The sequence below is a fragment of the Arthrobacter sp. STN4 genome, assembly GCF_024539665.1.
Taxonomy (GTDB): domain Bacteria; phylum Actinomycetota; class Actinomycetes; order Actinomycetales; family Micrococcaceae; genus Specibacter.
Genome location: NZ_JAKZGX010000007.1, coordinates 96,554 through 110,477 on the forward strand (window position 1 = coordinate 96,554; position 13,924 = coordinate 110,477).

Consider the following 13,924-nt stretch of genomic DNA (forward strand, 5'->3'; position numbering starts at 1 on the left):
GCGCGCCGTGCCGTCAAAGTGCGGCACGCTCTCCAGTTCTGTCACAGCTGCATGGTTCAATGATTGAAGAGAACAATCAGTGCTACGAATGGAGCGGTCTTGGGGGAAGTGCAAAGCAACTTTGCTTTCATGCTGGCACAGTGGCCGGACCTGGCACTTCGGGCCCGAAAGGCCGAGCAATTCGCCTGGATAGATCCGCGCGTGTCCATGATGTATGCCCGCCACACGGCCGAGCATATTGTGGACTGGATTTATGAGCATGAATCCGCCATCCCGTACCCGTATCAGCGGGATTTCAATGGCCTGCTGAATCAGCCCGAATTCAAGGCGCTGGTGGGCAGCACCGTCACCGGCAAACTCAACGCTATCCGCAAGGCCGGCAACAACGCCGTCCACGGCAAGTCTGATCCTTCTCCCCAAAACTCGCAGTTCGCCGTGGCTGAGCTCTTCCATGTTTGCTATTGGCTTGCCCGCACCTACACGATCGACGCCGCGAACCTGCCGGCAACCGGCATGGCGTTCGATCTCGAACTGCTCAAGCCGAAGCTGAAGACTCCGGCACCTGCTCGCTCTTCCGTGGAAGCCGTGGCAAAGCTCGCTGATGAGCTCGCCGCCAAGGACAAGGAACTCGCTGAAGCCCGTGCAGCGTCGACATCACTTGAACACCAGCTCGCGGAGGCCCTGGCCCAGATTGCGGCAGCCAAGCAGCGCAACCAGGCCACTCCGGACGTGCACAACTATGACGAGGCACTGACCCGCGCCTACCTCATTGACCAGGACTTGCACGACGCCGGATGGCCGCTGACGCAGGATGAGGACCGTGAGTATCCGGTCACCGGGATGCCCAGTTCCAGCGGGGTCGGCTATGTCGATTATGTGCTGTGGGGTGCCGACGGGCTGCCGCTGGCCCTGGTTGAGGCCAAGCGTTCCACCAAGGATCCTTTGGTGGGCAAGCAGCAGGCGAAGCTGTACGCCGACTGCCTGGAGCAAAAGTTCGGGCGCCGCCCTGTCATTTACTACAGCAACGGCTATAGGACATGGCTCTGGGACGACGCCCTCTACGGCGACCGCCCCGTCCAGGGGTTCCACACCCGTGACCAGCTGGAACTGATGGTCGCGCGTCGGACCATCCGCCGCCACCTTGCCGGCGAACCGATCGACAATAGCATTGTGGAACGCGGCTATCAGCACAGCGCGATCCGCACGGTGACGGAAAGCTTTGAGGCCGCGTCCCGCAAGGCACTTGTTGTGATGGCGACGGGAACCGGGAAGACGAGGACCGCCGTCGCACTGTCCAAGTTGCTCATGGACGCAAACTGGGCCAAACGCATCCTCTTCCTTGCCGACCGGGTATCCCTCGTCCAGCAGGCGGCGAGGGCCTTCAAAACCCACCTTCCCGGTAGCGCACCGGCGATTCTGGGGCGGGACAACGATACCGACAGCCGCATCAACTTGGCCACCTATCCGACCATCATGAACATGATTTCCGGCAGTGCGCGGGGCGCGGATGGTCAACCGTCGTTCGGGATTGGGCACTACGACCTGATCATTGTGGATGAGGCGCACCGCTCGATCTACCAAAAGTACCGGGCCATTTTCGACTACTTTGACTCGCTGCTGCTGGGCCTGACAGCCACGCCGCAGGCCGACGTGGATCGCAACACCTATTCCATGTTCGACATTGAAGACAACGTCCCCACCTTCGCTTACGAGTTGGACGAGGCGATCGAGGCTGGCTATCTCGTGCCGCCCCGTGTTGTGCCGGTCCCGCTGAAGTTCCCCTACGAGGGCATCCGCTACGACGATCTGAGCGAAGCAGAGAAGGAGCAGTGGGACGAACTCGAATGGGACGAGGAAGGTGAGATCCCCGATGCCGTGGATCCCGCCGTCGTTAACAGCTGGCTGTTCAACACCGACACCGTGAACAAGGCGCTTGAAGTGCTGATGACGCGCGGGCACAAGGTGGCCGGCGGCGACAGGCTGGGCAAGACCATCATATTCGCCAAGAACAACGACCACGCGAACTTCATAGCCCGCCAGTTCGACAAGAACTACCCGCACCTAAAAGGGGACTTTGCCCGCGTCATCACGTACCAGGAAACGTATGCGCAGAGTCTGATCGACTCCTTTAGCCGCACGGACGACAACCCGCACATTGCCGTCTCTGTGGACATGCTGGACACCGGCATTGACGTGCCGGAAGTTCTCAACCTGGTGTTCTTCAAGATGGTGCGCTCGAAGACGAAGTTCTGGCAGATGCTGGGGCGCGGCACGCGGTTGCGCCCTGACTTGTTCGGGCCCGGCCAGGACAAACAGGACTTCTTTATCTTTGACCTATGCCGCAATGCCGAGTACTTCAACGCAGGGCTACCCGGGAACGAGGGATCGGTAGGCAAGTCCCTGTCCGAGACGACATTTGCAACGCGGGCCAAGCTGCTGGTTGCCTCCCGGGCGGCCGGATTGGGCTCCCTGTCGCTGGTGACGGACCTGGTGCACGGGCTATCCGGCCAAGTTTCATTGCTGCCCACTAGTAATTTCCTTGTGAAGCCTCATCGGCAGGCGGTTGAGAAATATTCGACGCCGGAGGGCTGGGGTGGCTTATCCGATGAGGATGTGGCCGGACTGGAAACCGGTTTGGCCAAGGTTGCCGGACAGGGCGCACCTGCCGAGAAGGAAGAAGCGAAACGTTTTGACCTGATTGTGCTCAATGCCCAGCTGGCATCCTTGGTGGATCCCGGCGCCGTGGACAGGTACCGCAAGAAGATCCAGGACATTGCGGCTGCTCTGGCCGACCAGCCCAACAATCCAGCCATTTCTCCGGTGCTGGTCCTGCTGGAACAAATTGCCGACGACAACGAGTGGCAGTCCGTCTCCCTGGAGTGGCTGGAATCGATCCGGCGAAAGTTGCGCGGGCTGGTCCACTTGATCGAGAAGAAGCGCCGCAACGTCGTGTACACCAACTTCGAGGACGAACTGGGTGAACTCGTAGAGATCGAGCTCGACGGCGTCCATTCAGGCGTGAATAACTTTGACCGCTACCGCCAGAAGGCGCAGATGTACCTGCGCTCCCACCTGGACCTGGCCACACTGCAGCGCCTGCGCCGCAACAAACCGCTCACTCCCCTGGACCTAGCAGAATTGGAACGCATCCTTGAGGAGAGCGGTGCCGGAACGCAGGAGGACCTGGCGCGGGCCCGCACCGAGGGTCTGGCGCACTTCGTACGTTCCCTGGTGGGGCTCGACCGCTCAGCCGTGGAGGAAGCCCTGTCCGAGTTCATTGCCGGCGCCACTTTTAACGCCGCACAGCTGGACTTCCTGGCTGTGCTGACCACACAGTTGTCGGAGAACGGCTCTGTGGACATCGGCGCGCTCTACGACTCCCCCTACAGCGAGCTGGCACCCACAGGGCCGGACGAGCTGTTCGGGGACGATGTGCTAGACCGACTGGAACTGGTGCTCAGGTCCTTCGATGAGGGGCTAAAAGTCGGCTAACTTACAATGCTCGGACTAATTCGAAGATCCGCGCCCAGGGCAGGTGCTGGCGCAGTAGTCCTGGGCGTTTGCGAGGGTTGCTCTCATTTCGGGCTGCATCCGCAGCGGTCTGGACAACCCCAGAATCTTCACCGAGAGCCTCGGCCATCCAAACGAGAGCTGCCGGGCAAAGCAGCCGGTTGTACGTGGTGCGTGCACTGACGTTCGGGACTTCACGAGTGAACGCTCCACTTCCTTGACTGTTCTGGCCTTGGAACCAAGCCACCATATGCTCCTGCTGGCTCGACCACCACGCTCCCCGACGCTGTGGACAATCACGCTCATAGGAGTCGGAGATCGGTAAATGCGGTTCCAGTGACCGCAACACACGAACAAACGCATCCACATGGAAGTCTTCTTCCAAGCCACACATATTCATCCCCTTTGCAATCATTGACGGGTATTGTCCACGGAGATGTGATCCTCCATCAGCCTTGAATCCGTAAATAGGGTCTCAGACTGTTCTGACAGCCGCAAGATGAGCGACAGGATGGCGTCTCAGCATATCGGAGTGAAAATCGGCACACTCATCTCGTAGTTCGGGGAGAGCGTCGGCTGCGTCGCAGTTCAGGAGCTCGTCCACACTCCAGACTGCAAAGAACGGCTGCCGGTGCAGCAGGATGCCGACCCTTCGAATACAAACGAATCGTCAACGTCGAGCAGAGCCTGAGTGAACGGTCAGAACAGTGTCTAAGGCTAAGTCAAATAGGTTTAATTGCTCATACCACTGAACACAAGCGGAGGAAATTCCACAGGATGGTTGGACATAAACCGAAAGTGGTTGGCTGAGATGGCGCTAAGCGCTGGATTCCTTCCTCATGTATCCCGAACGGCCAATCAGGGATTTCTTGCGGCGACGACTGCCGCTGCACAATCGGTGAGGACCACACTAGGAGCGACGACAACGCGCTGAGCATCTATCTCGGTGAATGGAACGCCGAGGAGGTGTGACTATCAAACGGCATGGCCGACGACTATCTCCACTAGCACCAGTTGCGACGTCGGATAGTCCACGACCAAGGCTGCCTGATGGCAGATGACGTCCGTGGCGCCGGCGGCAAGTATCAATTCGCTTCGGAGTAATCGAACCGGTGCGTTCCGAATCCCGACAGATCGGGGTACATCGTTCGGTGAGAGCGATTGAAGCTGTGCTCAAGAATAGGCAGGATCTTCCTTTTAACGTCGGGTTCGATGATCAGACCCAAGGTTCCGAATGATGGCCATCGGTCGCCGTGGATCGTAACCCCCATGTCTTTCATTTCTCGAACCACGCTGAGCAATGTCCAGTTTGCTTCATAAGGAAAACCCCATAGTGGCGTCGCATCGGATTGGTCTGGCACAGAGGCCGTTATGAAGAGCCCCTCTTGAGCTGTCATCCGGGGATCGCGAACGACGGGTTGGACCAGAAAAGGCTGGCGATTCAAAGCTGAACTCTCGAGCGCCTGCGAGTAGTCGAATCCCAGGGGGTCCTCCATGGAACCATACGTTTGCTCCGGCAAGACCGGCACCGTTTCAATAACAGGGGCATCGCTTACTGCCATGCTGACGAGGACACCTGGTTCGTCAATGAGACCCGGGTCTGCGCATGCGAACCAGAGCGCTGTCAGCGGATTGTACGTGACGTCAATCAACCTCGTTGGAATCCCGTGATGTTGCATGAGTGCCAACAAATGAAGGTCAGAGGCATATCCATATTGTGAATGACCAAGTCCCCATTCTCGGGCGGCCTTTATTGCCTTCAACTCATTGAAGCGAAGATTCGCTTCTGTTGGCTCAATCCCTTGCTCGGAGAGCCTACGTGCCAGTGATGACTTGACCTCAAAATCCGTGCTCGGCAACCCGCGCCACACAAACTTGGTTTCAATCCCAAGGGCAAAACTCAGGAAGCCGATCTCCGCCCACAGTTCTTCCGGGGATTGGGGGCTTCGAGCCCAGGCCTTGTCCCAGGGAGAGCGGTTCTCCCCGCCACCGCTGCTCCCCGTTGGTTCGCCTTGACCGGCTTCAAATACATGTTCCGCACCCATAGCTCGTTCTCCTGTCCTGTGGCTCTCCGAACGTCAACAGAGCTGAGTCATTTCTACCAGCAGATTTCCAAATCGCCCCATCCACTAGTCGTGGCAGGGCGAAGTGCCAACGACCTCAGTCGTCGGCATGGCCTATCACACTACTTTCGGGAGACACGTGCCTCTTCGTTCTTGCCGCGGGACGTTCGGTCATGTCGTCTCGCTCCCCCAGCGCTATGAACAGGTATGAACTCGCAAGCTGAAGTCCGCTGCTCCAAAGCCGCTCAGCGTTCATCGGTCGGCACGAACAAACACCCCGGTCGATGGATCCATATGAACACATGCCAAACCACGTTGTGCCTTCTGGTACCCCATCATCGCTGGGCGGGCCCTCCACGCAACCAGGGCGCTGCGCGCCGTGCGCTCCTCCAAAAATTCTTCCTCGGCGCTCCTGCGTCGCTTATTTCCTCGAAAGAGTTTTTGCCCCGTGCCCGGTACCCCAAGTTGCCCTCCGGCCCCTAATACCCAGCGGTGATTCCTCTTACCAGAAGGCACCAACAGAGCAGGCGGCCGCGAACACTCAGCCACCGTTCACACATAGAGGAGCAGGACAATGGAACCGATCAGAATCAGCAGCCCCGCCGATGCCATCAGCTACACGGGCCACAGCCTCGGCTACTGGCCAAAGGAAAGCCTCGTCTGCGTCGCCCTCGAAGGCAAGGCCCTCGGCCCGACCCTCCGCGTGAACCTCCCATCCAGTGACGACGTTGGCCAAACTTACGCCGAGCGCGTCGCCCACGCCGTCGGCATCGACCACGACGCCACCGCCGTCCTCATCGCCCTCTTCACCCACCAGCCATGGGGCCATGGAAACCAAAAGCCCTTCGCCGCCATGATCCAAGGGCTCAAGCGCCGGCTCGCTACCGCCGGGCTGCTCGTCCATGACGTATGGATTGTCGGCCCCGAATCCTTCGCCACGTACGACGGCGCCAGCCCCGCCACGTGCGGCACGGAAACCCCGCTGACTGCCATTGAATGCAGCATTCTCAATGCCGAACTCGTCTACCAAGGCAGCACCATCGAACAGAGCGACACGCCCTCCATCCCGGAGTTGTTCGCCGCCGCCGACCACGACGCGGTCGAGTCAGCGCTGCAGGACATGGTCACCAACCCGGCCGAAGGTTTAGGCGCGGCCTATCGGTTGTGGATGGATCTCATCGACCACAACGCCGAAGCCACCCACGACCAACTGGCTGAGGTCTTGGCCGGGCTGCAGCACGTCGGGCTCAGGGACCAAATCCTGGCCGACATGCCCGGCCTCAACGAACCCATGGCAGCCACACTCTTCGGCGCCACGGGCGAAGCCCCGCAGTGGGACCGGATCGACAGCGCCGAAAAGCTGCTGCGGCAGCTGCTCACCATCGCAGCCCCATCACATGTGGCAGCCCCGTTGACGATGCTTGGGCACATCTGCTGGTGGAAGGGCAAGGGAACGGCCGCCGGGAACTACATGCACGTCGCCCTGACGTTCGACCCCGACTACCACCTGGCCCGACTGCTGGACCAGATGCTGGGCGCCGGCGTCGTCTCCGGCTGGGCACAGCACAAGAACACCGCCTACCGGAACCAGCACTAACAGTTCCTCGAGATCCAGTCCGGAAGATACAGAACGAGGTGAGACCAATGAACGTCACGGTCTATAGCAAACCAGGATGCCAGCAATGCAAATTCACCTGCCTGTCGCTTGCCCATGCCGGCATCCCCTACAGCGTCGTGGACATGACAACTAGCGCCGCCGCCCTTGAATACGTCCAGGACCTCGGCTACGCCCAAGCCCCAGTGGTCGTCGTCAATGAACACGACCATTGGGCTGGATTCAATCCCACCGAAATCGAACGACTCCGGCTCGCGATTCAATAATCGCCCCATCAGGAGATCCAGTGCCGCATGAAATCCTCATGCGGCACTCCCCTGCGCCACCACCCCATCACCAAATTCTTCCTCTGCTCACCAGCCCGGCCAGCTCCCAACTCCATGCCATTTTCCACAGCAAAATCACCCCGCCAGCCATGGATCTGCAGCTACCAAAAACTCGTTCACACGTCTGTCACCCAAGGTCCCGCCCCGGGCTTTTGATGGTACGGGCAGTCATGATGCCCGCCGGCCCAGGCACCATGAGTATGCATGTCTACGCAAAAGTGCCAGCAATGCCAAGCGCCATTTGAACCGCAGCGGTCCACCCAGTTGTACTGCTCGCCCGAATGTTCCGGCCGGGCCCATGAACGCCGCCGACGGGAACGGCGGCGGTCAACGTCCCGTGTAGCGGCAAAGACCCTGGTCGCCGTCGAACGGGCAGACGGCCAAGCTAGGCTACGGGAAGCCGAAGCCACTTACGATCGGCAGCTCCAGATCGAGAATTCGACGGCGGCCGCGAAGTTCAACAACGCCGTCCTGGAACGGGACCGGACCATCGACCAGCAGCAAACGCAGATCCAGCAGCTGTATGCCGTGAATCTTGATATGTGCGGTGAGCTTGCCGAGGCCAAAGCAGAAACGGTCGAAGGCCGTCTGGAGGTCGCCCGCCTGCTTCGCACCCAGCGGGCCGATGCCCAAGACCTGATGCGACTCGCCGGCCGGCTACTCCAACTAACCGACCATCTCGGCATCCCCCTCGACCGGTCGACGGCGGACATTTACCGCCGCCGCGGGTGGGCGGCGACGGTCCCAGCCGGCCTGCGATGACCGTTTCCATTGCCCACCTGACCACCCAGGCTGGCGTCAAATATTTGCTCAAGACCACCATGCGCGGCGACGGACCGCTGGCGCCAGGTGACGCCACTGGCTATTACGTGAAAGCGGGCACACCTACAGGCCGGTGGCTGGGACACGGCCTCGCCGGCATCAATCGCGCACCATTGGACCTGGTCACGGCCGGCGACGCCAACGCCGTCTTCACCCATGCCGAACACCCCGACACCCACACACCATTGGGCCGCTCCCCCGGCCAAACCACCGTCGCACACCGCAACGGCGAGGAAATCCAACGCCATGCCGTCGCCGGCTTCGACCTGACCTTCAGCGTGCCCAAGTCCGTGTCCGTCCTGTGGGCGCTGGCCCCGCGCGAGATCCAGAGCCAGGTCCTTTCCGCCCACCACGACGCCGTCAACGACGTCCTGTCTTGGCTGGAGGAGTCCGTGGTCCACACACGGACCGGACGCGGCGGAACCGCACATATTGCAGTTCTGGGTGCGGTGGCGGCGGCATTCGACCATTGGGAATCCAGGGCTGGCGACCCCCAACTACACACCCATGTGGTGATTGCCAACCGCGCCCAGCGCACCACCGATGGCGCCTGGTCCACTCTTGATTCACGAACCCTGTACAAGGCCACCGTGGCCGCCAGCGAATACTACAACGGGCTGCTCTTTGACCGGCTGCAGCAGCGACTGGGGGCAGTTCCCGGCTTTCGACCGCCAGCCGGTCCCGAGCGCAACCCGCGCCACGAGCTCGTCGGTGTCGACGATGCGCTCCTGCGTGAGTTTTCCAACCGGTCCCGGCTCATTGATCAGGAGAAGGACCGCCTCGTCAAGGCGTGGACACGATCCCGCGGCCATGCTCCATCCGCGACCGTAGTCGTCAAGCTCCGCCAGCAGGCCACGCTTTCAACCCGGCAGGCCAAGGACAGGGAGCCAAAACCACTCGCCGGACTTGCCGCCGGTTGGCGGTCCCGCGCGCAGCAGCAGGGTTTCGAGCCGGTAGGGGTCATCCGCCAGACGGTCAACCGCTCCCATGAACGCCCCGTCACCGCCAGTGATCTCACACAGCCGTGGGTCGCCGCGGCGGCAACGGCTGCCCGAGAAGCCGTGGCACGGCGGCGCGCCACCTGGAACCGCTGGAACCTCCTCGCCGAAGCCGAACGCATCTGCGCCGAAATCCGCTGCGCCTCCCCCACTGCCCGCCGCACCATGATTGACACCGTCGCCACGACCGCCGAGTCCCAGTGCGTCGCGCTCAACGCCTACCGCTACAACGTCCCCCTGGATGCCGGCGACGACCTGGCCTTCGCCGTCCACAGCGTCTTCGAATTCCACGGTTCCCGCCTCTACACGGATGCCGGAATCCTGGCCAATGAGCAGCTGGTCATGGACACCTGGAAGAACGACGGCGGCCCCGCCATCGCGCCCGGGCTCGCTGACACGTGGCTCACCACGGGCAACGGCGACCCCCAACCCGGACTGGCCCCGGACCAGCGGGAGGCCGCATTCCGGGTCCTGTCCAGCGGCAGGTTCCTGGACGCCGTCGTCGGCCCGGCAGGATCCGGCAAGACCACCACAATGGAGGCCATCCGACACGGCTGGGAACAATCACACGGCACCGGATCCGTCATCGGGCTGGCCCCGGCGGCAGCCAGTGCCGACGTCCTCGGGCGCAAGCTGGGGCTGCCGGCGGAGAACGTGGCCAAATGGCTCTACGAGTCAGTCGGGCAAGGCGCCGCCCACCGTGCCGAACGGTTCCGTGATCTGGAAGCCACAGCGGGGCCGGAACACTGGCAGCAGATGAGGACCGCGCAACGGCTGGCCGACTTGGCCATGCGGCAGGAGCAGTGGAGCTTCCGGCGCAACCAACTGGTGATTGTCGACGAGGCTTCGATGGTCTCCACCGTGCAGTTGGCGGCCCTGGTCCAACAAGCCCGCGACGCGGGGGCCAAGATCGTTCTGGTGGGCGACCCTGCCCAGCTGGACGCGATTGACGCCGGCGGGATCCTCGGCTGGCTGGACCGAGAGGGCAAGGCGATCGAACTAACCACCGTCCGCCGGTTCCGCCACGGTTGGGAAGGGCCGGCATCGCTCCAACTGCGAGTTGGGGATTTCGAGGCAGTCAAAACGTACACAGCCCATGGGCGCTTCATCCACGGCGAGTACCAGGACATGATTGACGCGGCCTACCAGCAATGGGCCGCCGACACCGTCGCTGGCCATGCATCAATCCTTATAGCTCCCGACAACGAAGCCGTCACGGTCCTCAATGAACGAGCCCATGCCGAACTCGTCGACCAGGGACTCGTCGACGCAGAACACACGGTCTGCCTCAGCGACGGACTCAGCGGCGGCTGCGGCGACACCGTCATCGCCCGCAAGAACGACCGCCGGCTCACCGACGCGTCCGGCGACTTCATCCGCAACGGCACCCTTATCAAGCTCACCGCCCGGCCCGGCCGCGACGGATCAGTTGTGGGGCGCCGGACCGACACCGGCGAAAGCATCCGGCTGACCCCCACTTTCCTGTCCGAGTCCGTGGAACTTGGATACGCCACCACGGCTCACCGCTCCCAGGGGATTACCGTGGACACGAGCCACACGGTCCTTACGCAAGGTTGCCTGACCCGTGAACTCTTCTACGTAGGCATGACGCGGGGCAGGGAAAGCAACACCGCCTACGTCTGCGAGAGCGGACCTGTGCCCGAGGACTCCGCGCATGAGGCGGAGAATCCCACGTGGTTGGAGATCATTGGCGAAGTCCTCGCCGCCCAGGGCGCAGAATGGACGGCCCACGAAGTTGGTGATGAGGAATTGGAAAACGCCAATTCACTCAACCGGCTCGCCGCCGAATACGACTACCTCGCACAACTCGCCGGAGCCGACGACCTCCACGCCGCCGTCGAGCAAATCCAGCCCGGCCTTGCGGACGTGCTGGAAGCGTCGCCCTCATGGGGTGCCGGCGTCACCGCCTGGCGCCGGGCAAAGGCCAGCGCCCCAACGACCGCGACGGCAACGCTGGAGCACGCTCTTCAACACCCGGGCGACGCCAAGGACCTCATGGCCGTCGTCCATGCAAGACTTCGACCCGTCGGAGCCCGGGAGCCAACAGCCATGGATGGGTGGCTGATCGACGAGTTGCCCACGAGGCGCGACGACCTCGCCGCCATGATCAACCAAGTTCGGGGCCTCGCGTCGCAGCGGATCCAGGTTCTGAATACACGGGTCACGGAGGGGGCCGATCCATGGATTCAGGGGCTGCTGGAAAGCATTTCCTCAGAGACATCACGTGTCGACCGCAACACCCTGCTGGAGCGGGTCGCCTTTTACAGGGACCGGTGGCTCATCGGCACCGATCCCGACCCGTTGGGTCCTCCCCCTGCCGACTACGAGTGGGAGCGTGCCAGCGACCGCCGGCAACTGGAATCCGAAGTGGCCCACCTGCAACGTGTGGCCACTACTGACGGCGACCTTTCCGCCCCTCAGGTGTTCACGGAGGCCCCTCTTACCAATGTCGGATGGGAAATTTAGAATGAGAGCGGAGGTAGATCCAATGGATGCGAACCCGATGGTCAGGCCACAGATTTACACTGGCCCGCTGGTGGCGACGACAACTGTCGCCGCTTTTCTGCTCATCGTGGCCGCCGTAATTGTCATTTTCGGTTGGCCTCCGCTGCGCGGGGCTTGGATTTTTCTCGCAGTGACGGTTGCTGCTGGAGCCTTGCTTGCGTGGGGCTGGTCCAAACGCCTCCATCAACGGGCCCTTTGGGACCAGTTCGCCACCCGTCAATGGGACTACATGGCGCGTGCCAAGGAAGAACACGAGACCACTACGGAAATCACGGTACTGGGATTTCAGGAGAGTCACCCAACCGGGGCTTGGGCAACGATCCGCTGGGAGAAGTTCGGCTACGTGCAACCGGCATGGATCGCCAATGGATCGTTCCCGATCTGGCCAGCGACGGTACTGCTCATCCGCCCGGATCCAGCACAGATCATGGTCGGCTACCCTTGGCCCGCGACTTACTATATTGGACCCCACGATTGTCTGGCCGTGGCACCTGCGACAACGAAAACTTGACGACTCTCCAGGCCGACTCGAACATCCCGCAGATTGCTACGTCGGTAGGAGATCTCTAGAAGGCCCGCTGTGAGAATAGGAATGACCCAGGTATCACAACGATGAAATTCTCATTTTGCAGGAATGATATTTCCACAATCCCCACGCATTGAGATGCTGTGGTTATGAACACAGCAAAACTCGATCTGGTGGTGACGGGACTCGTCCAGTGCGGCGACGTCTGGAAGCGCCGGGAAGTCCACATTGCCAACGGAAAAATCACGGCCATCGCCGATCCTTCCGCCACCACTGAAGCGACGCGCAGGCTGGACGTGGGGAACGCCTACGTCCTGCCGGGCATGGTCGACGCCCACGTCCACTCGCTTTCCCATCCGGGTGAAGGCGTCGCTGCCTCAACGCAGTCCGCGGCCGCCGGTGGCGTGACCACCATTGTTGAGATGCCGTTTGACCTGGCAGGTCCCATCAACACGGTTGAGCGCATCAAGGTCAAACGTGAACTGGTCGAAACTGAGGCGTTCGTTGACGTCGCCATGATGGGCACGCTTGCTCCGGAGGGTGGCTGGCGCGCAGCTGAGGCCATCAGCGAGGCAGGCGCCGTTGGGTTCAAGGTATCGCTTTTCAATACCGACGCTGCAAGGTTTCCCCGGATTGACGACGCCGAACTTCGCAATGTCATGGCCGCAACTGGCGCCGCCGGACGGACCGTGGCCGTCCATGCAGAGAACAATGAGATCGTGCAGGCCATGCTGGCCATCGAGAAGGAACGCAACCCGTTCGATCCCAAGGCGCATGTCCGCAGCCGCCCTCCGGTCAGCGAGACGATGGGTGTGTTGACTGCGCTCGAGATTGCCTTCGAGCAGTCCGCCAAGCTGCACCTTTGCCACCTCAGCCTCCCCCGGTCCGTGGATCTGGTGAATTGGTATCGGGACCAGGGTCTGGACGTCACGCTTGAAACATGCCCCCACTACCTGACGTTCACGGAGGATGACCATGATGCCCAGCGGGGACGGTTGAAGATCAATCCGCCGCTGCGCAAGGCCGCCGACCGCCAGGGCATGTGGGAACGGCTTTCCACTGGCAAAATTGATGTTGTCTCTTCCGACCATGCGCCGTGGCCGACGGAGTACAAGGACCATGAAGGGATATTTGCCAACCACTCCGGGGCCCCGGGCGTGCAGACGTCGATGGCCATCACCCTGTCGGCCGCCCTCGAGCGTGGCCCCGAGGCGTTCAATGCCGCGGTCAAGTCGCTGACCTCCACCCCGGCACAAAGGTTTGGTGTGGGGCATGTGAAGGGAAGCCTTGAAGTTGGCTTCGATGCCGACATTGCTGTTTTCGACCCGGACACTGCCTGGCACATTGATGCCGGGGACATGTTCTCGAACGCAGGCTGGACGCCATTCCAGGGCATCAAGACTTCCGGGCGCGTGACCACCACGATCTCACGAGGCTCGGTTGTATGGGACGGAAGCGCGATTCTGGGCGTCCAGGGCCATGGGACCGTCGTCCAGTCCTCATAGTCCAATGAAACGGAGCCGGAAGGAGGAGTTGCC

Annotated in this window: 8 protein-coding genes; 6 read left to right on the forward strand and 2 right to left on the reverse strand. The window is 61.6% G+C overall.

Features of this window, described 5'->3' with window-relative positions; translation table 11 throughout:
• Positions 1 to 129 precede the first annotated feature (129 nt).
• Entirely contained in the window at positions 130 to 3,492 is a 3,363-nt protein-coding gene (locus MMF96_RS07575; protein WP_256883101.1) for a DEAD/DEAH box helicase family protein, read from the forward strand.
• 1,103 nt (positions 3,493 to 4,595) lie between these two features.
• Here MMF96_RS07575 and MMF96_RS07580 read toward each other — a convergent pair.
• Positions 4,596 to 5,555 (reverse strand): FRG domain-containing protein, encoded by a 960-nt coding sequence (locus tag MMF96_RS07580; RefSeq protein ID WP_256883102.1) that lies wholly within the window; start codon positions 5,553 to 5,555, stop codon positions 4,596 to 4,598.
• Positions 5,556 to 6,147: 592 nt separating this feature from the next.
• On the opposite strand from MMF96_RS07580, the gene MMF96_RS07585 reads away from it, so the two are divergent.
• Positions 6,148 to 7,170: a DUF4192 domain-containing protein gene (locus MMF96_RS07585; protein WP_256883103.1), complete on the forward strand. Its 1,023-nt coding sequence runs from the start codon at positions 6,148 to 6,150 to the stop codon at positions 7,168 to 7,170.
• A gap of 47 nt (positions 7,171 to 7,217) precedes the next feature.
• Positions 7,218 to 7,454: a glutaredoxin family protein gene (locus MMF96_RS07590; RefSeq protein WP_256883104.1), complete on the forward strand. Its 237-nt coding sequence runs from the start codon at positions 7,218 to 7,220 to the stop codon at positions 7,452 to 7,454.
• A gap of 450 nt (positions 7,455 to 7,904) precedes the next feature.
• On the opposite strand, the gene MMF96_RS07595 is transcribed toward MMF96_RS07590, so the two are convergent.
• A complete protein-coding gene (locus MMF96_RS07595) occupies positions 7,905 to 8,147 on the reverse strand; it encodes a hypothetical protein (RefSeq protein ID WP_256883105.1) in 243 nt (80 codons plus the stop codon).
• 125 nt (positions 8,148 to 8,272) lie between these two features.
• Between MMF96_RS07595 and mobF the strand changes: the two genes are divergently transcribed.
• From mobF to MMF96_RS07610, 3 genes are all read left to right on the forward strand, one after another.
• Positions 8,273 to 11,821: a MobF family relaxase gene (gene mobF, locus MMF96_RS07600; protein ID WP_256883106.1), complete on the forward strand. Its 3,549-nt coding sequence runs from the start codon at positions 8,273 to 8,275 to the stop codon at positions 11,819 to 11,821.
• Between the two features lie 22 nt (positions 11,822 to 11,843).
• Positions 11,844 to 12,371: a hypothetical protein gene (locus MMF96_RS07605; RefSeq protein WP_256883107.1), complete on the forward strand. Its 528-nt coding sequence runs from the start codon at positions 11,844 to 11,846 to the stop codon at positions 12,369 to 12,371.
• 164 nt (positions 12,372 to 12,535) lie between these two features.
• The gene (locus tag MMF96_RS07610) at positions 12,536 to 13,891 is read left to right on the forward strand and encodes a dihydroorotase family protein (protein ID WP_256883108.1); all 1,356 of its coding nucleotides are present in this window, start codon (positions 12,536 to 12,538) and stop codon (positions 13,889 to 13,891) included.
• The last annotated feature ends 33 nt before the right edge of the window (positions 13,892 to 13,924 follow it).

Coding starts and splice junctions, on each gene's coding strand:
- MMF96_RS07575 (WP_256883101.1), top strand. CDS start 130: ATGCTGGCACAGTGGCCGGACCTGGCACTTCGGGCCCGAAAGGCCGAG.
- MMF96_RS07580 (WP_256883102.1), bottom strand. CDS start 5,555: ATGGGTGCGGAACATGTATTTGAAGCCGGTCAAGGCGAACCAACGGGG.
- MMF96_RS07585 (WP_256883103.1), top strand. CDS start 6,148: ATGGAACCGATCAGAATCAGCAGCCCCGCCGATGCCATCAGCTACACG.
- MMF96_RS07590 (WP_256883104.1), top strand. CDS start 7,218: ATGAACGTCACGGTCTATAGCAAACCAGGATGCCAGCAATGCAAATTC.
- mobF (WP_256883106.1), top strand. CDS start 8,273: ATGACCGTTTCCATTGCCCACCTGACCACCCAGGCTGGCGTCAAATAT.
- MMF96_RS07605 (WP_256883107.1), top strand. CDS start 11,844: ATGGATGCGAACCCGATGGTCAGGCCACAGATTTACACTGGCCCGCTG.
- MMF96_RS07610 (WP_256883108.1), top strand. CDS start 12,536: ATGAACACAGCAAAACTCGATCTGGTGGTGACGGGACTCGTCCAGTGC.